Annotated in this window: 20 protein-coding genes; 9 read left to right on the forward strand and 11 right to left on the reverse strand. The window is 69.6% G+C overall.

Translation table 11 applies throughout. The features are described 5' to 3' along the window. Positions 1 to 27 precede the first annotated feature (27 nt). Entirely contained in the window at positions 28 to 963 is a 936-nt protein-coding gene (locus tag KZ820_RS18915) for a hypothetical protein (RefSeq protein ID WP_219750420.1), read from the forward strand. Here the strand turns inward: KZ820_RS18915 and rsmI are convergent. Next, entirely contained in the window at positions 953 to 1,795 is an 843-nt protein-coding gene (gene rsmI, locus KZ820_RS18920; RefSeq protein WP_219750421.1) for a 16S rRNA (cytidine(1402)-2'-O)-methyltransferase, read from the reverse strand. The two genes, KZ820_RS18915 and rsmI, sit on opposite strands and share 11 nt — an antisense overlap. Between rsmI and KZ820_RS18925 the strand changes: the two genes are divergently transcribed. Further along, entirely contained in the window at positions 1,794 to 2,993 is a 1,200-nt protein-coding gene (locus tag KZ820_RS18925; protein ID WP_219750422.1) for a penicillin-binding protein activator, read from the forward strand. The two genes, rsmI and KZ820_RS18925, sit on opposite strands and share 2 nt — an antisense overlap. A gap of 39 nt (positions 2,994 to 3,032) precedes the next feature. Here KZ820_RS18925 and KZ820_RS22055 read toward each other — a convergent pair whose 3' ends face one another. Beyond that, positions 3,033 to 3,842, reverse strand: a complete 810-nt coding sequence (locus KZ820_RS22055) for a PEPxxWA-CTERM sorting domain-containing protein (protein ID WP_258048350.1) — start codon at positions 3,840 to 3,842, stop codon at positions 3,033 to 3,035. 202 nt (positions 3,843 to 4,044) lie between these two features. On the opposite strand from KZ820_RS22055, the gene KZ820_RS18935 reads away from it, so the two are divergent. Then, positions 4,045 to 4,908: an HpcH/HpaI aldolase/citrate lyase family protein gene (locus KZ820_RS18935; RefSeq protein ID WP_219750423.1), complete on the forward strand. Its 864-nt coding sequence runs from the start codon at positions 4,045 to 4,047 to the stop codon at positions 4,906 to 4,908. Here the strand turns inward: KZ820_RS18935 and KZ820_RS18940 are convergent. Beyond that, positions 4,893 to 5,363 carry a hypothetical protein gene (locus KZ820_RS18940; RefSeq protein ID WP_219750424.1) on the reverse strand — a complete coding sequence of 157 codons (471 nt, stop codon included), beginning with the start codon at positions 5,361 to 5,363 and terminating at the stop codon, positions 4,893 to 4,895. The two genes, KZ820_RS18935 and KZ820_RS18940, sit on opposite strands and share 16 nt — an antisense overlap. A 46-nt stretch (positions 5,364 to 5,409) precedes the next feature. Next, on the reverse strand, positions 5,410 to 5,904 hold the full coding sequence (locus tag KZ820_RS18945) for a TlpA family protein disulfide reductase (RefSeq protein ID WP_219750425.1): 495 nt from the start codon (positions 5,902 to 5,904) through the stop codon (positions 5,410 to 5,412). A gap of 218 nt (positions 5,905 to 6,122) precedes the next feature. On the opposite strand from KZ820_RS18945, the gene KZ820_RS18950 reads away from it, so the two are divergent. After that, complete coding sequence (locus KZ820_RS18950; protein WP_219750426.1) at positions 6,123 to 7,412, forward strand: adenylosuccinate synthase; 1,290 nt, start codon at positions 6,123 to 6,125, stop codon at positions 7,410 to 7,412. A gap of 47 nt (positions 7,413 to 7,459) precedes the next feature. Here KZ820_RS18950 and KZ820_RS18955 read toward each other — a convergent pair whose 3' ends face one another. The 6 genes from KZ820_RS18955 to KZ820_RS18980 form a co-directional block, all read right to left on the reverse strand. Next, entirely contained in the window at positions 7,460 to 7,897 is a 438-nt protein-coding gene (locus tag KZ820_RS18955) for a hypothetical protein (protein WP_219750427.1), read from the reverse strand. An 81-nt stretch (positions 7,898 to 7,978) separates the two neighbouring features. Next, positions 7,979 to 9,046: a chorismate synthase gene (gene aroC, locus KZ820_RS18960; protein ID WP_219750428.1), complete on the reverse strand. Its 1,068-nt coding sequence runs from the start codon at positions 9,044 to 9,046 to the stop codon at positions 7,979 to 7,981. 280 nt (positions 9,047 to 9,326) lie between these two features. Next, positions 9,327 to 9,872, reverse strand: a complete 546-nt coding sequence (locus KZ820_RS18965) for a GNAT family N-acetyltransferase (protein ID WP_219750429.1) — start codon at positions 9,870 to 9,872, stop codon at positions 9,327 to 9,329. Next, the gene (gene fabI, locus KZ820_RS18970) at positions 9,865 to 10,656 is read right to left on the reverse strand and encodes an enoyl-ACP reductase FabI (protein ID WP_219750466.1); all 792 of its coding nucleotides are present in this window, start codon (positions 10,654 to 10,656) and stop codon (positions 9,865 to 9,867) included. Before fabI ends, KZ820_RS18965 begins: the two co-directional genes overlap by 8 nt. A 22-nt stretch (positions 10,657 to 10,678) precedes the next feature. Further along, positions 10,679 to 11,641, reverse strand: a complete 963-nt coding sequence (locus tag KZ820_RS18975) for a YihY/virulence factor BrkB family protein (RefSeq protein WP_219750430.1) — start codon at positions 11,639 to 11,641, stop codon at positions 10,679 to 10,681. Next, positions 11,641 to 12,579 carry a DnaJ C-terminal domain-containing protein gene (locus KZ820_RS18980; RefSeq protein WP_219750431.1) on the reverse strand — a complete coding sequence of 313 codons (939 nt, stop codon included), beginning with the start codon at positions 12,577 to 12,579 and terminating at the stop codon, positions 11,641 to 11,643. Before KZ820_RS18980 ends, KZ820_RS18975 begins: the two co-directional genes overlap by 1 nt. Positions 12,580 to 12,756: 177 nt before the next feature. Here KZ820_RS18980 and KZ820_RS18985 point away from each other — a divergent pair, with 177 nt between their 5' ends. The 5 genes from KZ820_RS18985 to queE all read left to right on the forward strand — a co-directional run bounded on the left by KZ820_RS18985 (position 12,757) and on the right by queE (position 17,907). Continuing rightward, the gene (locus tag KZ820_RS18985; protein ID WP_219750432.1) at positions 12,757 to 13,950 is read left to right on the forward strand and encodes an aspartate aminotransferase family protein; all 1,194 of its coding nucleotides are present in this window, start codon (positions 12,757 to 12,759) and stop codon (positions 13,948 to 13,950) included. Positions 13,951 to 14,094: 144 nt separating this feature from the next. Beyond that, a complete protein-coding gene (gene argF / locus KZ820_RS18990) occupies positions 14,095 to 15,012 on the forward strand; it encodes an ornithine carbamoyltransferase (protein WP_183919433.1) in 918 nt (305 codons plus the stop codon). A gap of 199 nt (positions 15,013 to 15,211) precedes the next feature. Beyond that, complete coding sequence (gene hslO / locus KZ820_RS18995; RefSeq protein ID WP_219750433.1) at positions 15,212 to 16,123, forward strand: Hsp33 family molecular chaperone HslO; 912 nt, start codon at positions 15,212 to 15,214, stop codon at positions 16,121 to 16,123. Positions 16,124 to 16,574: 451 nt separating this feature from the next. Continuing rightward, positions 16,575 to 17,273: a 7-cyano-7-deazaguanine synthase QueC gene (queC, locus tag KZ820_RS19000; protein ID WP_219750434.1), complete on the forward strand. Its 699-nt coding sequence runs from the start codon at positions 16,575 to 16,577 to the stop codon at positions 17,271 to 17,273. 1 nt (position 17,274) lies between these two features. Next, the gene (gene queE, locus KZ820_RS19005; protein ID WP_219750435.1) at positions 17,275 to 17,907 is read left to right on the forward strand and encodes a 7-carboxy-7-deazaguanine synthase; all 633 of its coding nucleotides are present in this window, start codon (positions 17,275 to 17,277) and stop codon (positions 17,905 to 17,907) included. Between the two features lie 123 nt (positions 17,908 to 18,030). Here the strand turns inward: queE and KZ820_RS19010 are convergent, their stop codons facing one another. Then, positions 18,031 to 18,744, reverse strand: coding sequence for a choice-of-anchor K domain-containing protein (locus tag KZ820_RS19010; protein WP_219750436.1), 714 nt, complete (start codon positions 18,742 to 18,744; stop codon positions 18,031 to 18,033). Positions 18,745 to 19,258: the final 514 nt, after the last annotated feature.

Consider the following 19,258-nt stretch of genomic DNA (forward strand, 5'->3'; position numbering starts at 1 on the left):
GCAGGCGGTACGATGGGAGAGTAGGCGATGGTCGTCCCCAATCTGGCAGCGTTGGTCATCGCCGCGTCGCAGCTTCCCGGCCCGGTGCCGAGCGCGGCGACTGCCCAGTCGGCGCCGGAGGGCACGGCAGCGAGCGTCACCGAGTCCGCGCCCGTACCCGCCGCGGAACAGCGCGTCGGCGACAACGGCGACATCATCGTCGCTGCGCCCACCCGCAAGGTCATCGGGAATCAGGTGCGCGCGGCGACCGGCCCGGTCTCGCAGAACGTGCCGATCGCGCGTTTCCAGGATCCCGTCTGCGTCGCCGTCGGGGGGCTGTCGAGCAAGGTGGCGAGTGAGATCGCGCAGCGCATGCTCGATGACGCCGATCTGGCCGGCATCACGCTCGCCGGCGATCACTGTCGGCCCAACACGATGGTGCTGTTCGTCGACGACGCGCACGCCGAGGTGGCGAAGATGGCGAAGTCCAACCATCGCGCGCTGCTGGGCGTCGGCTTCAACGCGCGGCGCGCCCTGCTCAAGAGCGAGGGGCCAGCGTTCGCGTGGCGGCTCACGGAGGTACGCACGCGCGACGGCGAGACGAGCCTGCCCGGGGACGGGCCGCCGACCTTCCACGTCGCGGTCGCCTCGCGGGTCGTCCAGCCGGTGCGGCAGGACGTGGTCACCGCGGTGCTGATCGTCGAACGCAAGGCGGTTGTGGGCAAGACCTCGCGTCAGCTCGCCGACTACGCCGCGCTCCGCCTCTTTGCCGGCGCGCGCGAGCTGCCCGGCGGAGGGCTCGATACGATGCTGGCGCTGTTCGGCGGCAAGGCCGCCCCGCCCGCGCAGCTCACCGCGTTCGACCGAGGCTATCTGCGCGGCCTGTACACGGGCGGGGCCAACGCCTTCGCCTACACCCAGCGCGGTCGAATGGCCGGGGCGATCGCGCGCGAGAACGAGCCCAGCGCGCCCGCTACCCCTTGAGCGCCAGCGCGCGCGCGTACAGTTCGCGGCGGTCGAGCCCGAGCGCCTTAGCCACCTCGCCCGCCGCCTTCGACGCGGGCAGGCGGGTGAGCGCCTCGGTAAGCGCCGCGTCGGCGTCGTCGGCGCTCGCCGGGGCGGGCGGGGCGGGGGGCGCGACCACGACGACGATCTCGCCCTTCGGCGGCGCCTCGGCGTAGCGCGTCGCGAGCTCGCCGAGCGTGCCGGTCACCGCTTCCTCGAACTTCTTCGTGATCTCGCGGCACACCGCCGCCTCGCGCTCGCCCAGCATCTGCGCCAGCGCGGCGAGGCAGGCGCCCAGCCGCGGCCCCGACTCGTACAGCACCAGCGTGGCGCGCACCGCGGCGACCTCGCGGATCGCCTCGGCGCGCGCCTGCTCCTTGGGGGGCAGGAAGCCGAGGAAGAGGAAGCGGTCGGTCGGCAGCCCGGCCAGCGTCAACGCGGCGACGGCGGCGCAGGCACCCGGGACGGTGACGACGTGGCGCCCGGCCGCGCGCGCCTCGCGCACCAGCTTATAGCCCGGATCGGAGATCAGCGGCGTGCCCGCGTCGGAGACGAGTGCGACCACCTCGCTCGCCATCCGCTCGATCAGGCGCGGGCGCACCTCGGCGGCATTGTGGTCGTGGTAGGGGGTCATCGGCCGCTTGGTGCCGATGTGGCGGAGCAGCCCGGCGGTGACCCGCGAATCCTCCACCGCGATGACGTCGGCGGCGGCGAGCACCTCCGCCGCGCGCGGCGAGAGATCGCCGAGATTGCCGATCGGGGTGGCGACGATGTAGAGCCCAGGCGGTAGAGAGTTCACGGGAGTTGTCATGGCAGAGGCGATCGGGCGGCCGCAATGGTCCAACGCATGGGGCCGATTGGTCGCGGTCACCGGCGCGCTGCTGCTCGCGGCCTGCTCGACGGTGGTGCCGCGCGCTCCCGTCGAGGCGCCGCGCGCGCAGACCCAAGCGCCGCCGCCGCGCGATACCGCGCCCGAGGTGGTCAGCGGCCTGCCGCGTGACACCGAGCGGCACCGCGTCGCGCTGCTGGTGCCGCTGTCGGGCAGCAATGCCGGCGTCGGCCGCAGCCTTGCCAACGCCACCCAGCTCGCGCTGCTCGACACGCGTAACGCGCAGGTGCGAATCACCAGCTACGACACTGCCACCGGCGCGGCGCAGGCCGCCTCGCGCGCGATCGCCGACGGCGCGCAACTGATCCTCGGGCCGCTGCTGGCCGAGGACGTGCGCGCGGTGGCTCCGATCGCGCACGCCGCCAAGGTGCCGGTCCTGTCCTTCTCCAACGACACCGGCGTCGCCGGCAACGGCACATACGTGCTGGGTTATGCGCCGGCGCAGTCGATCGAGCGAGTCGTCGGCTTCGCGCGCGCGCGCGGCATGAACAACTTCGGCGGGCTGGTGCCGAACGCGCTGTACGGCAGCCGCGCCTCCACCGCCTTCCTGCGCGCGGTCGAGCAGGCCGGCGGGCGCGTGGTCTCGCTCCAGACCTATGATCGCGGCTCCGGCGCTCTGAGCTCGGCGGTGCAGCGCATGGCCAAGGACGCGCCGTTCGACGCGATCCTGATCGCGGACAGCGCCGGCTCGGCCACCGCGGCGGTGCCGCTGCTCCGCCGCAACAGCCCCTCGGCGCAGATCCTCGGCACCGAATTGTGGAACGCCGACAAGGGCGCGAGTGCGCCGGCGCTGAGCGGCTCATGGTTCGCCAGCGTGCCCGACGATCTGTATCGCCAATATGCGCGCAACTACCGCACCCGCTTCAACGCCGCGCCGTACCGCCTGTCGAGCCTCGGCTATGATTCGGTGCTGCTGGTGGTGCGGATCGCGCGCGACTGGAAGCCGGGAACGACCTTCCCGGAACCGCGGCTGCGCGACGCGGACGGCTTCGCCGGCATCGACGGCGCGTTCCGCTTCGGCCGCGACGGCGTCGCCGAGCGCGCGCTCGAGGTGAAGGAACTTCGCGCCGGCGGCGCGGTGGCGGTATCGCCCGCGCCGACGGGGTTCGCGGGCAAGTGAGCGCGGCGGGGTCTCGGCGACCCTGCCGCACTCCATAGATCAGCTGGCGAGCGCAGCGCTGAGCTGCGGTCGACGCCGTCGCAACGCGCCGCCCACGAGTCCGAAGCCGACGATCATCATCGCCCAGGTCGCCGGCTCGGGCACGGCGCCGACGCTGCTGACCGGATTGACCTGGTCGACGAAGCGGATGAGGTTGGCGGTCAGCGAATGTTCGTCATCGCTCGCCTCGTTCATCATGAAGTTGACGTCGAAGATCGTCGTCAGCGCACCGGCTCGTGCGTTGGCCAGCTTGCCCTTGCCCCAGGCGACGCCGCTGCCCGTGTCACCGCTGGCGCTGATCCACTGGCCAGTACCGAATCCGTTCAGAAAGCCCGGGGCCTGGTAGTTGATGCTCGTCACCTCGTTGGGTTTGTCGAACGGCGAATAGATGGTCTGCTGCGAGGAGCCCGAGGCACGGCTGAGCGTGCCGCCGCCAGCGTCGGACACGAGCGAGAGGATGCTGTCGTCGCGATCGCCGAAGCTGTCGTTCTCGCCCATGACGAACATGCCGCCGCCGCCCGCGAGAAAGCCGAGATAGCTTTTCCGCACATCATCCGTCAGCGCGCCGCTGTTGTCATAGCGAATGTCCCACACCTCGCTATAATCGGACAGACTGATCGGGATATCGTCGACGACGGTGACCTTGTTGCCGGCACGCTGATGAAGTCTGGAAAGGTGGTCGGTGATCGACGACGTTGTTTGCGCCTCGCTAGCTTTACCAGATCCGTTAATGATCAGTACCTTAGCGGCATAGCTCGGCTCGCTGATCAGCATAAGAGCGAGCGCAGAGATAATACGTTTGATCGACATCAATCGTCCCCATTGTTGAGGACATAGACTTGTCATGCGAGAGGTAACTAGCCAAATGCAGTGTAACTCATCATGGTGGCAAATCTTATGTGAATGTCTTAGGCTTTCTTGTTTAAGAGAAATTTTCGCACCGATCCGCCGTGGTTTGATTTGCCTGCGAGTCACTCAGTATGTTTAGATCGATGAAAGTTGGATGAGGCCAATGCTTCACTTGGAGCGCCCCCGCCGCAGCGTGCTGTTCATGCCAGCGTCGAACGGACGCGCGATCGCCAGAGCGCCTTCTTTGAATTGTGACTCGGTGATCCTCGATCTCGAGGACTCGGTCGCGTCCGAGGCAAAGCTGGCCGCACGCGGCGCGGCACTCGCCGTACTAGCGACCGGCGAGCTGAACGTCTTCGAACGCGTCGTGCGCGTCAACAGCGCCGACACGGCCTGGGGCGCCGACGATCTCGCCGCGCTGCGCGGTGCGCCGCTCGACGCGGTGCTGCTCCCGAAGGTCGACGGTCCCGACACACTCCGCGCCGCGCGCGATGTGCTGGGCGAGGGGCCGGCGCTCTGGGCGATGATCGAGACCTGCGCCGGGGTCGCGGCGCTGCGCTCGATCGCGGCGGCGGCGCGCGAGACCGGGCTCGCCGCGCTGGTACTCGGGCCGAACGACCTCGCGCGCGAGCTACGTTGCACCTCGGGGGAGGATCGCGCGCCGCTGTGGCCGATCCTCACCGAGGTGGTGCTCTCGGCGCGGCTCGCTGGCATCGTCGCGCTCGACGGCGTCACCAACGTGATCGACGATGCGGCCGCGATCGAGCGTGCCTGTGCGCAGGGCGCGCGCTGGGGGTTCGACGGCAAGACGCTGATCCACCCGGCCCAGATCGAGGCCGCCAACGGCGCCTTCGCGCCGTCGGCGGAGGCGGTCGCGCGCGCCGAGCGGATCGTCGCCGCCTTCGCCCTACCGGAGCATGAGGCGCGGGGGGCGATCCGGGTGGAGGGTGAGATGGTGGAGCGGCTTCACCTCGCCGAGGCGGAGCGGCTCATCGCGCTCGACCGCGCGGTTCAGTCGCGGCAGTAACCTTCGCCGGACTTGACGGTGAGGCAATCCCTCTTGCCGTCGAGGTACTTGAGCCCCGTCGCGGCGCCATCGGTCGGGCGCAGCAGTTCGCGTGCGCCCTCGCGCTGGAAGGCGATGCCGTCCGCGGTGACCTCGCCGTCGTACGTGCCCTTGTCATCGAGGCTCCACTGCATCGCCAGCGACACCGCGGTGTCGGCGCCCGCGCGCGGAGAGACGACGAGGTTGAGCCCTTCCACCCCGCGCCAGCGCCCGAGATAATGCGCGCGATCGGCCGAGGCAGCGGCGCTGGCCGTGGGGGAGGGGCTGGCACGGGAGGGGCTGGCCGTGTCAACAACCGGGGCGGCGGTTGCGTTGGCCGCAGCCCCGGTGGCGTCTCCACCTTCGGGCTCCCGCGTCCGGTCGCCGCAACCGGAAAGCAGCAGCAGAACGGCGGTGGTGAGCGCGACGGTCTTCATCCCCGCTCAACTCGCGCGACGCCGCACCGTTCCGGCGCGGCGCGGTTCAGCCTCTCGGCGCGGGCTCGTTGAGCAGCGGGATCAACTCGCGGTTGAGGTCTTCGAGATCCAGCGCGGCGGCCTTGGCATAGCGAACCACGCCGGCGCGATCGATGATGTAGTTGGTCGGCACGGCCGGCATCTCGGCGCTCATGCCCTTGATCCGACGCACCGCTGGGATCGCCATGGCGGCGAACAGCGGCTTGAGCTGGTGGAGCGGCGCGGACCCATCCGTCGCCACCGCGAAGACGCTGAGCCCGTGCTGCCTGGCGCGGCGGAAATAGCCGTCGAGCAGCGGAAGCTCGGCACGACAGGGCACGCACCAGGTCGCCCAGAAGTTGAGCAGCACCACCTCGCCGCGATGCTCGGCCAGCGTGGTCTTGCTGCCATCGACCAGCGTGAGCTCGATCGGCGGTGCCGGCTGCCCGACCTTGAGCTCGCGCGCCGCCGCGGGCGCCGCGATCAGCGCGCTCGCGAGTGCGTATGAGGCGAGGTGTCGCATTGCCGTTCTATTATCCCCTGAGCGAAGATTGATGCGGCGCCGCGGTGGCGGTCAAGCGGGAGACTGGCCCGTCGTGGCGCGATCGACGCCGCGGGGCTGTGCCGGTTGACCTGCCGCCCCCTCGCGGCTACCCGCGCCACCGACATCGCTGAACCACTCGCGCGCCGAGTCCTGTCGAAGGGCGCGCGGGTTCGCCCGGCAGGCGGAGACCTGTATCCATGGCCAACGTAGCAGTCATCGGCGCGCAATGGGGCGACGAGGGCAAGGGCAAGATCGTCGACTGGCTCGCCGAGCGCGCCGACGTCGTCGTGCGCTTCCAGGGCGGACACAACGCCGGGCACACGCTGGTGGTCGGTGAGTCGGTCTACAAGCTCTCGCTGCTGCCCTCGGGGATCGTGCGCGGCACGCCCTCGGTGATCGGCAACGGCGTGGTGCTCGATCCCTGGGCGCTCAAGGCCGAGATCGAGCGGCTAATGGGGCAGGGCGTGGTCGCCACCCCCGAGACGCTGCGGATCGCGGACAACTGCGCGCTGATCCTGCCCTTCCACCGCGACCTCGACGCCCTGCGCGAGGATGCCAGCGGCGCAGGCAAGATCGGCACGACGCGGCGCGGCATCGGCCCGGCCTATGAGGACAAGATCGGGCGCCGCGCGCTGCGCGTCTGCGACCTCGCGCACCTCGACGAACTCGGGCCGCAGCTCGACCGGCTCACCGCTCACCACGACGCGCTGCGCGCCGGCTTCGGCGAGGCGCCGATCGACCGCGACGCGCTCGTCGCCGAGCTGCGCGCCATCGCCGACTTCGTACTTCCCTTTGCCAAGCCGGTGTGGCGCGACCTCAACGCCGCGAAGGAGGCGGGCAAGCGCATCCTGTTCGAGGGCGCGCAGGGCGTGCTGCTCGACATCGACCACGGTACCTACCCGTTCGTCACCTCGTCGAACACGATCGCGGGCACCGCTGCGGGCGGCTCTGGGCTGGGGCCGGCGGCGGTGGGCTTCGTGCTGGGGATCGCCAAGGCCTATACCACGCGCGTCGGCTCCGGGCCGTTTCCGACAGAGCTGGACGACGCCACCGGCGAGCGGCTCGGCACGCGCGGGCACGAGTTCGGCACAGTGACGGGGCGCAAGCGGCGCTGCGGCTGGTTCGACGCGGTGCTGGTGCGCCAGTCGGCGGCGGTGGGCGGGATCACCGGCATCGCGCTGACCAAGATCGACGTGCTCGACGGCCTGGACGAGGTGCGAATCTGCACCGGCTACCGTCTGCGCGACGAGGTGATCGACTATTTCCCGGCGCACGCGGCGGACCAGGCGCTGGTCGAGCCGGTCTACGAGACGATCGAAGGCTGGCGAGAGTCAACCGCGGGCGCGCGGAGCTGGGCGGACCTGCCGGCGCAGGCGATCAAATACATTCGCCGCGTCGAGGAGCTGATCCGCTGCCCCGTTTCACTCGTGTCGACCAGCCCGGAGCGCGAGGACACCATCCTGGTGCGCGACCCGTTCGCCGACTGATCGCGACACGCCCCCGCGCCGTGGCGCGGGGGGGAAGATCGGCGAGGTTATTGCGGCGACTGGGGCGTCGTCGCCATCGGATCGGTGCCCGTCGTGCGCGGGTTGTTCTGTGACGTCGGGTTGACCGTCGGATCCGGGTTCATCGTCTGCGTCGTCGGATCCGGGGTGGCGCTGCCGCCCGGCCGATCCATCGTCGAGCGATTGCGCGACGAGCGGCGCGACTCGCGCGTGGAGCGCGGCGAGGTCGTCGACATCGTGTCCGACTGCGTGCTCTGGGTGGTGGTACCGGTCGAACCGGGCTGCTGCGTCGTGCCCATCGTGCCTTGGTCCATACCGGTGCCCGACTGGCCCATACCGGTGCCCGACTGGCCCATACCGGTGCCCATGCCGCCGCCGGTGCTGCCGCCCGTACCGCCGGTGGTCTGTGCCGAAGCGACGGCGGGCAAAGCGAGTGCGGCCGCGGCCGCGATCACGAGAATGCGCATGAGAACCTCTCCTTGTGTGTGCGGTCCGAACGAAGCGCACGAAGCAGGTGTTCCAGTCATTTCTCGCCTAAATTAACCAACTTATCCGCATTGGGCGCGGTGAAGCAAGGCCTGGTCGGCGAGCACCAGCGCGACCATTGCCTCCACCACGGGCACGCCGCGGATTCCGACACAGGGGTCGTGCCGGCCCTTGGTGGCGATCTCGGTCGCGTCGCCCTCGCGCGTGACGGTCGCGACCGGGGTGAGGATCGAGCTGGTCGGCTTGAAAGCGACGCGCACGCGGATCGGCTGGCCGGTGGCGATCCCGCCCGCGATCCCGCCGGCGTGATTGGCGAGGAAGGCGGGGCCGTCCGCGCCGGGGCGCATCGCGTCGGCATTCTGCTCGCCCGAGAGCGCCGCGGCGGCGAAGCCGTCACCGATCTCCACACCCTTCACCGCGTTGATCGACATGCACGCCGCGGCGAGCTCGCTGTCGAGCTTGGCGTAGAGCGGCGCGCCCCAGCCCGCGGGCACGCCGGTCGCCTCGCACACCACCACCGCGCCGAGCGAGGAACCGGCCTTGCGCGCGGCGTCGACCTTCTCTTCCCAGCGCGCGGCGGCGGCGGGATCGGGACAGAAGAAGGGATTGGCGCCGATCGCAGCGCCGTCGAACGTCGCCGGATCGATCGCGTCGCCGCCGATCGCCTCGACCCAGGCGCGCACGCGCACCTGCGGCACCACCAGCCGCGCCACCGCGCCGGCGGCGACGCGCGCGGCGGTCTCGCGCGCGGACGATCGACCGCCGCCGCGATAGTCGCGGAAGCCGTATTTGGCGTCATAGGCGTAATCGGCGTGGCCGGGTCGATAGGCGAGCGCGACGTCGGAATAATCCTTGGAGCGCTGGTCGACGTTCTCGATCATCAGGCTGATCGGCGTCCCGGTAGTGCGTCCCTCGAACACGCCCGAGAGGATGCGGACCTGGTCGGGCTCGCGCCGCTGCGTGGTGAAGCGCGACTGGCCGGGGCGGCGGCGGTCGAGCCAAGGCTGGATGTCGGCCTCGGCCAGCGCGATCCCCGGCGGGCAGCCGTCCACCACCGCGCCCAGCGCCGGACCGTGGCTCTCGCCCCAGGTGGTGAAGCGGAACACGCGGCCGAAGGTGTTGTAGCTCATGCGGGAGGGTCCGAATGTTGCGAATGTTGAGTCGCTGGCGCGTCCGGACTCAACGTTCGCGGGCGACCAGGATAGGGTACGGTGCGCGCTGTGCCAGAAGCACGCGGTTTAGGACAGGGGGCGGCTCTCGGCGGCTCACCCTCTTTTCGCACCCACCCCGGCGAACGCCGGGATCCAGTTGGGGAGCGTTGGTAAGTCTCACGTCAGCCTTCCCACCGGGACCCGGGCATTCGCCGGGGCGGTGGCGATAGAAGAGAGCGCACTCCCAGCCTACGGCCGCTCACTCTCCGCCGAGCACCGCGAAGGCGTCGGCGTGACGCGCGTCGCCGCGGACGCCGCAGGGCATCAGCCCACCCTGCAGCGGCAGCGCCAGCAGATGCTCGCCGGCATAGGGCGAGACGAAGTTGGCCGCATAATCCTCGTGGAAGCCGAAGCGCCGATAGTAAGCGGCGTCGCCCAGCACGAAGCACAGCACCACGCGCTCGGCCTCGAGCCGCTCGAGCCCGGCCTGGACCAGCGCCTCGCCGACGCCGCGGCGGCGATAGGCGGGCGCCACCGCGAGCGGCGCCAGCGCCACCGCGGGCACAGCGCGATCGTTCACCGTCACCGCCATGCGGCTGAACGCCACCGCGCCGACGATCGCGCCGGTAGCGCCATCGACCGCCGCCATCATCAGCACCATGGCGCCGTCGACGCACAGCCGCCGCACCAGATCGGCCTCGTCGGGGCGCGCGAAACAGGTGCGCAGCAGCGAGTCGATCCCCGCCACGTCCTCGCCGCGCGCGGGGCGGACGATCAGCTCGGCCGGGGCGCCCGTCTCAGGCAAGCGCGATGTCCGGCGCGTCCTCCGCCTTCATGCCGATGACGTTGTAGCCGGCGTCGACATGGTGGATCTCACCGGTGACGCCGCTGGCGAGCGAGCTCAGCAGGTACAGGCCCGCGCCCCCGACCTCGTCGATCGAGACGGTGCGGCGCAGCGGTGCGTTGAGCTCGTTCCACTTGAGGATGTAGTTGAAGTCGCCGATGCCGCGCGCGGCCAGCGTCTGGATCGGCCCCGCCGAGATGGCGTTGATGCGGATGTTCTCGGGCCCGAGATCGACCGCGAGATATTTGACGCTCGTCTCCAGCGCGGCCTTGGCGACACCCATCACGTTATAATGAGGGATCACCTTCTCGGCGCCGTAATAGGTCAGCGTTAGGATCGCGCCGCCGCTGGGCATCATTCGGCGCGCACGCTGCGCCACCGCGACCAGCGAATAGGCCGAGACGTTCATCGTCATCAGGAAATTGTCGAGCGTGGTATCGTAATAGCGCCCGCGCAGCTGCGACTTGTCGGAGAAGCCGATGGCGTGGACGACGAAGTCGATCGTCGGCCATTCCTGCGCCAGCGCGGCGAAGGTGTCGTCCAGCGCGGCCATGTCGGAGACGTCGCAGTCGAACAGCCGCGCGACGCCGAGCTGCTCGGCGAGCGGGCGCACGCGCTTCTCCATCGCCGCGCCCTGGTAGGAGAAGGCCAGCTCGGCGCCGGCCTCACTCAGCTGCTTGGCGATCCCCCAGGCCAGCGACTTGTCGTTGGCGAGCCCCATGATCAGCCCGCGCTTGCCCCCCATCAGTCCGTTCACGAAGCCACCATCATTGTTCATCATTATCGTCGGCCCCCTCTACAACCGCTGCGGGCGGCTCCGCCAGTGCCGCGTTCAGGTGAGCGCCGAACACTAGGCCAAGGCCGATCAGATAGAAGAACAGCAGCATCACCACCACCCCGGCGAGGCTGCCATAGGTGAGATCATAGCCGCCGAGCTGCGACAGCACCCAGGGCAGGCCGGCGGTCATGCTCACCCACCACAATGTCGTGAACAGCGCGCCGGGCCATTTCTTGCTCTCGCTGCGGCGATAGCGGCCGGGGGTGACCGAGTAGAACAGCATGTACAGCGCGCCGAACATCACCGCCGCGGGCACCAGCCGCGCGAGGTTAAGCCACTCGGCGACATGCTGCGCGACCGGCAGCAGTCGGTAGATGAACTGCTCGGCCGCGATCAGCAGACCCTGCACCAAGAAGGAGAAGAGCGCGATCACGATCGAGCCGACGATCGCGAGGCTCAGCCCCAGCCGCGCGCGCCACAGCGACTGCGACGAGCGCGTGCCATAGGCGCGGCGGAAGATGTCGCGGATCGTCTCGGCGAAGCTGCCGACCGTCCACAATCCTACCAACGCGCCGAACCACAGCAGCGAGCCGGTCCGCGCCTGGAGCACGTTGCGGATCGGCTCGCGCAGGATCGCGCCGACGTCGCGCGGCAGCACCGACAGGAAGCTGGCGACCCCGCGCTGCACCTCGTCGGTCTGGCCGAACAGCGAGGCGACCGCAGCGGCGACGATGAAGAAGGGGAATACCGTCATCAGCGCCAGGTAGGCGAGGTTGCCGGCGTGGATGAAGCCGTCGGTGTAGACGCCGACGGCGGCGCGCTTCACCACCGCCCAGCTGTAGCTGCCGGGCCGGACGTGCGCGAGCTGGCGGTCGAGGCGCCGCCGCGCGGCACCGTGATGGCGCGCGCGATCCTCAGGCGTGAGCGTGGGAGGGGCGTCCTTCACCCACATCAGACTCCCATGTTCGCGCGCGGGTTCCCCCCGCCGGTCCAGCCCGCCACGAACGACTTCAGCGCGGCGTCGTCCGCGGGCACGTCGATCACGAGGCGAACGAGCTGGTCGCCCCGACCGCCGGCCTTGCGGTGAAAGCCCTTTCCCTTCAGGCGTAGCGTCTTGCCCGAAGTCGAGCCGGGCGGCACCGTGAGCATCACCGGCTTGTCGACAGTCGGCACCTTGACCGCGCCGCCCTCCACCGCCTCCTTGAGCGAGACGGGCAGGTCGAGCCGGACGTCATCGCCCTCGCGCGTGAAGAAGCGGTGCGGCTGGATCTCGATCGTGACGATCGCGTCGCCGGGGCCGCCGGCACCGGGATCGCCCTTGCCGGAGAGACGCATCTGCGTGCCGGTCTCGACCCCGGCGGGCAGCTTGAGGTCGATCGTCCTGCCGTCGGCCAGGGTGACGCGCTGCGGCGCGAGCGCGGCGGCGTCGGCGAAGGGCACCTGGAGGCGATAGGCGACGTTGCCGCCCTTGGGGGGCGGACCGGCGCTGCGCCGGCCAAAGCCGCTGGCGAAGCCGCCGCCGCCGCCGCCCCGCCCGCCGAACAGACCCTCGAAGATATCGGACATGTCGGGCGCGTCGCCGCCGCCCATGTCGAACTGCTGCGAGCGGAAGCCGCCCGCGCCGCCGGGCCGCGTGCCGCCGGCGCCATAGCCGAAGGGAGCGGTGGGGTTGCCGTCGCCGTCGATCTCGCCGCGGTCGTAGCGCGCGCGCTCGTCCTTGTCGGTCAGCAGGTCATAGGCCGAGGTCACCTGGCCGAACCGCTCCGCCGCCTTGGGATTGCCCTGGTTGCGGTCGGGATGCAGCTCCTTGGCGAGCTTGCGATAGGCTTTCTTGATGTCCGCCTCGCTGGCGCCGCGCGCCACGCCCAGCGTCGCATATGGATCGGCCATGGATTCCCCAAATGGTGTGTTACTCCCCTATGTGGGATAGTCGCGGCACGAGCGCAATCGCCGCGTCGGCGCAAGCGCCCTCGCGCGCGGTGTTGACCCGCCGCGGCGGGCCACCGTAGAAGACGGGCCGGGGCGGTCCGGTCGGGCCGCCCTTGTTCTTTCCGAGGAGAAGGCCCCGTGTCGTCCACCCCTGCGCTGATGCCCGTCTACCCGCGGTGCGGCGTGCGCCCGGTGCGAGGCGAGGGCGTCTATCTCTACGGCGAGGACGGGGAGCAGTATCTCGACTTCGCCAGCGGCATCGCGGTCAACGCGCTCGGCCACGGCCATCCCAAGCTGGTCAAGGCGATCGCGGATCAGGCCGCGACGCTGATGCACACCAGCAACCTCTACGGCAGCCCGCAGGGCGAGCATCTCGCGCAGCGGCTGGTCGACCACACCTTCGCCGACACGGTGTTCTTCACCAACTCGGGCGCCGAGGCGGTGGAGTGCGCGATCAAGACCGCGCGGCGCTATCACTATGCCAACGGCAACCCGCAGCGGCACGACCTGATCACCTTCGACACCGCCTTCCACGGCCGCACGCTCGGCGCGATCTCGGCGACCAACCAGGCCAAGATGCGCGACGGCTTCGAGCCGCTGCTGCCCGGCTTCAAATACGCGACGTTCAACGACCTGGCGGGCGCGCTCGCGCTGATCGACGAGCATACCGCGGGTTTCCTAGTCGAGCCGATCCAGGGCGAGGGCGGCATCCGCCCGGCGTCGGAGGAGTTTCTGCGCGGTCTGCGCGCGGCGTGCGACGAGCACGGGCTGCTGCTGGTGCTCGACGAGGTGCAGGCGGGTTATGGCCGCACCGGCAAGTTCTTCGCGCACGAGCTGTACGGCATCACGCCCGACATCATGGCGGTGGCCAAGGGGATCGGCGGCGGCTTCCCACTCGGCGCCTGTCTCGCCACCGCCGAGGCGGCCAAGGGCATGGTGTTCGGCACGCACGGATCGACCTATGGCGGGAACCCGCTGGCGATGGCGGCGGGCGAGGCGGTGCTCGACGTGATCCTGGAGGAAGGCTTCCTCGATCAGGTGGCGCGGATGGGCGAGCGGTTGCGTGCCTCGCTAGAGCAGCTGATCCCCAACCACGATCATCTGTTCGATCACGTCCGCGGCCACGGGCTGATGCTGGGTATCAAGCTGAAGAGTGACAGCCGCCGCTTCGTCGCGCACTGCCGCGACCATCATGGGCTGCTGCTGGTCGCAGCGGGCGAGAACGTCGTCCGCGTGCTGCCGCCGCTGGTGATCGACGAGAGCCATATCGCCGAGTGCGTCGAGAAGCTGAGCGAGGCCGCGCGGGTCTACGTGCCCGTGGCCGACGAGTGATGTAAGCTCCTCCCCGCTCGCGGGGAGGGGGACCGCCACGCGCCAGCGTGGTGGTGGAGGGGGGTTCCGCGAACGAAAGCGCTGGTGGAGGTTCCTCCATCTGTCGCCGATCGAGCGGCCTCTCCCATACCGCGGAGAAGTGACATGCGCCATTTCCTGAGCCTCAGCGACGCCGGTGGCGACGCGATCGCCGCCATGCTCGCCGACGCGCTCGAGCGCAAACAGGCGCGCGCGGGCTGGCCCAAGGGCCGCGCCGACGCCGACGCGCCGCTCGCCGGCCGCGTGCTGGCCATGATTTTCGAGAAGAACTCGACGCGTACCCGCGTCAGCTTCGACATGGCGATCCGCCAGCTCGGCGGCCAGTCGATCGTGATGGAGGCGGGGCAGATGCAGCTCGGCCGCGGCGAGACGGTGGCGGACACCGCGCGCGTGCTGTCGGGCTATGTCGACGCGATCATGATCCGTACCGACGATCACGCCAAGCTCGAGGAGATGGCGGCACACGCCAGCGTGCCCGTGATCAACGGCCTCACCGATGAGTCGCACCCCTGCCAGATCATGGCCGACCTGCTCACCATCGTGGAGAGCGGGCGCCAGCTGCCGGGGCTCAAGGTCGCGTGGCTGGGCGACGGCAACAACGTGCTCGCCTCGATCGTCGAGGCGGCGGCGCTGCTCCACTTCGACGTGGTTGCGGCGTGCCCGCAGGGGTTCCAGCCCGAGGAGGAGGCGATCGTCCGCGCCTCGGGCCGCGCGCGCGTCGTCGCCGATCCGCGCGAGGCGGTGGCCGACGCCGACGTGGTCGTCACCGACACCTGGATCTCGATGGGCCAGGCGCAGGCCGAGACCAAGCTGCGCGCGATGATGCCCTATCAGGTCGACGCCGCGCTGATGGCGGCGGCCAAGCCGGGCGCCGCCTTCCTCCACTGCCTCCCCGCGCATCGCGGCGAGGAGGTCACGCCCGAGGTGATCGACGGGCCGCAGTCGCTGATCTGGCAGGAGGCGGAGAACCGCCTCCACGCGCAGAAGTCGGTGCTGCGCTGGTGCTTCGGCCAGATCGGTTGATCGGGGCGGCACGGCTTCCCAGATAGAGCAAGATCCACCAACTGCTTGTCCTTCCTCGTCATGCCGGGCTCGACCCGGCATCCATGGTGACGCGCACGCTACCAGCCGGAGCGTTCGCGGAACGATGGACCCCGGAACAGGTCCGGGGTGACAGAGAGGGCAGCTGGTGGCTCTTTGACCCCGCCAGCACGAGGCAGCCTTGACCGATCCGCACGCCCCCGACCTCGACCGCGCACTCGGCTTCACCATTCCCGCGCAGCACGCGCGCGGGCGCGTGGTGCGGCTGGGGCCGACGCTCGACGCGATCCTCGCCGCGCACGCTTATCCACCCGCGATCGAGAAGCTGCTCGCAGAGGCGCTGACGCTCACCGCGCTGATCGGCAGCACGCTTAAGGACCCGCAGGGCCAGCTCACCATGCAGACGCAGACCGAGGCGGGCGTCGTCACCTTGCTGGTGTGCGACTATCGCGGCGGCGAGGTGCGCGGCTACATCCAGTATGACGCCGAACGGCTCACCGACGCGCCCGCCGAGCCGTCGCTGTTCGCGCTCTTCGGCAAGGGGTATCTCGCGATCACCTTCGATCTCGCCACCACCGGCGAGCGCTATCAGGGGATCGTCCCGCTCGACGGCGACACGCTGAGCGAGGCGGCGCAGAGCTATTTCTACCAGTCCGAGCAGATCCCGACGCTGGTGCGCGTCGGCCTGCGCAAGGGCGCCGACGGGCGGTGCGTCGCGGGCGGTCTGCTGCTCCAGCACCTTCCCGAGGGCGAGGAAGGCCGCGAGCGGCTCCACACCAAGCTCGACCATCCCGAGTGGGAGCATGTCGAGGCGCTCGGCCAGACCATGGAGGGCGACGAGCTCGCCGACCCGACCGTGCCGCTCGAGACCTTGGTGTGGCGGCTGTTCAACGAGGAGGCCGAGGTGCGCGTGCTCGCGGGACAGGCGCTGGTGAAGGGCTGCCGCTGCGACGTGGAATATATCCGCTCGGTGCTGGCGCGCTTCCCGCTGGAGGAGCGGCTGGCGATGGCGGACGAGCGCGGCGTGATCGCGGTCGACTGCGCCTTCTGCTCGACCAGCTTCCCGGTGCGCGCGGACGAACTGGTGGGGTGAGGGGGGCGGTGTGCGTGAGCCTCGTGGCGCGGCGCATGCTTCGAGACGGCCTTTCGACAAGCTCAGTGCCTCCTCAGCACGAACGGGGCTGGTGTCCCACTTCGTCCGTGCTCAGGAAGCGCCGAGTTCAGCACGAACGCGGCTTCCTTCTTTATTTCGTTCGCGCTGAGCAGAGGCTGAGCTTGTCGAAGCGTCGCTGCCACGAGAATGACCATCGTTCGAGACCGAGCTTGGGCGTGGCGCCGCACGGACGGTCGGTGGCGCGACATCGATGCACTTCGGCTCCCATTACCGTTAGTCCGATTTTAACCTTCTTCCCCCATAAGCGACCTCGTGCCGTTCATGCGGCACGCTCTCTCCCTAGCTTGACCGCTCAAGCTCCTCACGGGCCGCCCTCGGGCGGCCCTTTTTCTTGCGCTCGCGCGCGCGAGGGCCTAGCTGGCGCCGCATCATGACCCAATTGACCCCCGCCGTCGCGCTCGTCTCGGGCGGGCTCGACTCGCTGGTGTCCGCCGCGCTCGCGCGCGAGGCGGGGCACCCGCTGCTCGCGCTCTCGATCGACTATAACCAACGCCATCAGGTCGAGCTCGCCGCGGCGCGGCGCATCGCTCACGCGCTCGGCGCGGCACGCCACGTCGTGCTGCCGATCGACCTCTCGGCCTTCGGCGGCTCGGCGCTGACCGATCGCGACATCGACGTGCCCAAGGACGGTGTCGACGGCACCATCCCGGTCACCTACGTGCCCGCGCGCAACACGATCTTCCTCAGCCTGGCGCTCGGCTGGGCCGAGGCGGCGGGCGCGCGCGACATCTATCTCGGCGTCAACGCGCTCGATTATTCGGGCTATCCCGACTGCCGCCCCGAGTTCATCGCGGCGTACGAGCGGCTCGCCGAGCTCGCCACCAAGGCGGGCGTCGAAGGCCAGCCGTTCCGCTTCCAGGCGCCGCTCCAGCACATGACCAAGGCCGATATCGTGCGCGAGGGCGCGCGGCTTGGGCTCGACATGGGGATGAGCTGGTCGTGCTACGATCCCGCGCCGGGCGGGCTGCACTGCGGACGCTGCGACAGCTGCCGGCTGCGCCACAAGGGCTTCGTCGAGGCCGGCGTGCCCGACCCGACCGGCTATGCGGTGACCCCGCCGGTCGATTGAGATGAGCTACGCGGTCAAGGAGATGTTCCTGACGCTCCAGGGTGAGGGCGTGCAGGCGGGCCGGCGCGCGGTGTTCGTGCGCTTCGCCGGCTGCAACCTGTGGAGCGGGCGCGAGCAGGACCGCGCTACCGCGGTGTGCCGCTTCTGCGACACCGATTTCGTCGGCGTCGACGGCGCGGGCGGCGGGCGGTTCGCCGACGCCGCGGCGCTGGTAGCGGCGGCGGAGGGCTTCTGGGGTCCGGAGCGCGAGCGGCGCTTCGTGGTGCTGACCGGGGGCGAGCCGATGCTCCAGGTCGACGACGACCTCGTCGACGCGCTCCACGGAGCCGGGTTCGAGATCGCGATCGAGAGCAACGGCACGCTGCCGGTCCATCCCGGAATCGACTGGGTGTGCATCAGCCCCAAGGCCGGCAGCGAGACCGTGCAGCGCTCGGGCGACGAACTCAAGCTGGTGTGGCCGCAGGCCGGGACGGACCTCGACACGGTGGAGGGCTGGGACTTCCGCCACTTCCTGCTCCAGCCGCTCGACGATGCCGCGGGGGAGGCGAACGTCGCGGCGGCGATGGCGCTGGTGATGGAGCGGCCGCGCTGGCGCCTGTCGCTTCAGACGCACAAATTGCTGGGGCTGCGGTAGAGCCTGATCGATCGGTGCTCCTGCGGGCGCTGCTAGGTCGTCACCGAAGTGCCACGCTGGCGATAGCGCGCGTGCGTGCGAGCCGCCGGTGTCGCCGACGACCCGCGCGCCACTAACCGTGGATCAGACCAGGGCCGCCGGCATGTCGCGCCGGCGCGAGCGCATCGCGACGCCGATCATCGCGAAGCCGATCAGCATCATCGCCCAGGTGCCGGGCTCGGGCACCGCACTGAGCACGCCGAACACGTCGGCGGTCGCGCTCTGGCCCTCGCGGACGTGGAACTCGCTCGCCGAGGAGTTGAGGTAGCCGTCGCCGCGAACATTGTCGAAACCGCGCAGCTCGAACTGATAGGCCTGCCCGTCGACCACGAAGTTGTTGATGCTCTGCAGCGAGGGCAGATAGACGTAATCCGCGTTGGCGTCCGCGCTGCCAGTGTTGGGGGTGCTGTACAGGCCGAGCGCGAAGCTCTTCGCCAGCAGCCCGATCGCGGGATTGGTGAAGTTGAGCCCGAGGTTGAGCGTCAGTCCGGTCAGCTCGGTGCCGTCGAGGATCGTGCCGTTATAGTAAGAGATCGAGCCGACCTTGAACTGCTCGCCGAGCAGCGCGGAGAAGGGCGTGTTCGACTGGAAGCTCAGCTCATTCGCCTTGTAGCCGGTCAGGGGCGTGCCCCAGGTAACATGGTCGCTGCCGATGCCGGTGGAGACGCCCGTTCCCGGCTGCGGATCGCTGAAGCTCGCATTGACCGTGCCGGACACCGGATCGGCGGCGGCGAGCGCCGGCGCGGCGGTGGCGGTCGACGTCACCGTGAGCGCGATAGCAAGTACAAGATTTCGCATGCCTTTTCCTCCTGAACCCAAGGGTTGCGCGACGATCCGGTGAGTGTTGAGCGGAGCGTCGAGGACGAAATAACTATAATGCTTCGTTAACGGTAAGGCTCAAGCGAGTCCTGGACCGAGACAGGACGAGGAAAACGAGTATCTTGCTGGTTAAATAGGCGTTTGAATCTCGGCACTTGGAAAGGGGCCGTAATTGATGTGCTCGATTCCTTGATCGCATCCTTTTCGGATGTGAACGTCACCAGCATGTGAGGGTGTTTGGAAAAGCCTTGAAGCGGCAAGATGTTGCGGCGAGACATGTGAGCAGTGGCGGCCAGCCGCCGTGTCGCCGCGCGGCAGCATCTTCGGAATAGCTTTTCTTGTTAGCCGGCGAGCACGTCTTTTTGAAGGCTGCTGACATCACGATGGAGGTACGGCAAGACCCGGTAAGCTGCCGGATGTCGGCCGATGGAAGCCGCTCCGTCAACAGAGATGGCGCGGATGGCAGTCCAGCCTCGATGCGGCGCGCGCTGTC

This window comes from Sphingomonas citri, from assembly GCF_019429485.1.
In the GTDB taxonomy this organism is placed as follows: Bacteria; Pseudomonadota; Alphaproteobacteria; order Sphingomonadales; family Sphingomonadaceae; genus Sphingomonas; species Sphingomonas citri.

Excerpts from the sequence above, each read along its gene's own strand:
- queC (WP_219750434.1), top strand. The coding sequence starts at position 16,575 with ATGACCCAATTGACCCCCGCCGTCGCGCTCGTCTCGGGCGGGCTCGAC.
- KZ820_RS18980 (WP_219750431.1), bottom strand. The coding sequence starts at position 12,579 with ATGGCCGATCCATATGCGACGCTGGGCGTGGCGCGCGGCGCCAGCGAG.
- fabI (WP_219750466.1), bottom strand. The coding sequence starts at position 10,656 with ATGGGGGGCAAGCGCGGGCTGATCATGGGGCTCGCCAACGACAAGTCG.
- KZ820_RS18940 (WP_219750424.1), bottom strand. The coding sequence starts at position 5,363 with ATGAAGACCGTCGCGCTCACCACCGCCGTTCTGCTGCTGCTTTCCGGT.
- aroC (WP_219750428.1), bottom strand. The coding sequence starts at position 9,046 with ATGAGCTACAACACCTTCGGCCGCGTGTTCCGCTTCACCACCTGGGGC.
- KZ820_RS19010 (WP_219750436.1), bottom strand. The coding sequence starts at position 18,744 with ATGCGAAATCTTGTACTTGCTATCGCGCTCACGGTGACGTCGACCGCC.
- KZ820_RS18925 (WP_219750422.1), top strand. The coding sequence starts at position 1,794 with ATGGCAGAGGCGATCGGGCGGCCGCAATGGTCCAACGCATGGGGCCGA.
- KZ820_RS18915 (WP_219750420.1), top strand. The coding sequence starts at position 28 with ATGGTCGTCCCCAATCTGGCAGCGTTGGTCATCGCCGCGTCGCAGCTT.
- queE (WP_219750435.1), top strand. The coding sequence starts at position 17,275 with ATGAGCTACGCGGTCAAGGAGATGTTCCTGACGCTCCAGGGTGAGGGC.
- KZ820_RS18935 (WP_219750423.1), top strand. The coding sequence starts at position 4,045 with ATGCTTCACTTGGAGCGCCCCCGCCGCAGCGTGCTGTTCATGCCAGCG.
- KZ820_RS22055 (WP_258048350.1), bottom strand. The coding sequence starts at position 3,842 with ATGTCGATCAAACGTATTATCTCTGCGCTCGCTCTTATGCTGATCAGC.
- KZ820_RS18945 (WP_219750425.1), bottom strand. The coding sequence starts at position 5,904 with ATGCGACACCTCGCCTCATACGCACTCGCGAGCGCGCTGATCGCGGCG.
- argF (WP_183919433.1), top strand. The coding sequence starts at position 14,095 with ATGCGCCATTTCCTGAGCCTCAGCGACGCCGGTGGCGACGCGATCGCC.
- rsmI (WP_219750421.1), bottom strand. The coding sequence starts at position 1,795 with ATGACAACTCCCGTGAACTCTCTACCGCCTGGGCTCTACATCGTCGCC.
- KZ820_RS18955 (WP_219750427.1), bottom strand. The coding sequence starts at position 7,897 with ATGCGCATTCTCGTGATCGCGGCCGCGGCCGCACTCGCTTTGCCCGCC.
- KZ820_RS18975 (WP_219750430.1), bottom strand. The coding sequence starts at position 11,641 with ATGTGGGTGAAGGACGCCCCTCCCACGCTCACGCCTGAGGATCGCGCG.
- KZ820_RS18950 (WP_219750426.1), top strand. The coding sequence starts at position 6,123 with ATGGCCAACGTAGCAGTCATCGGCGCGCAATGGGGCGACGAGGGCAAG.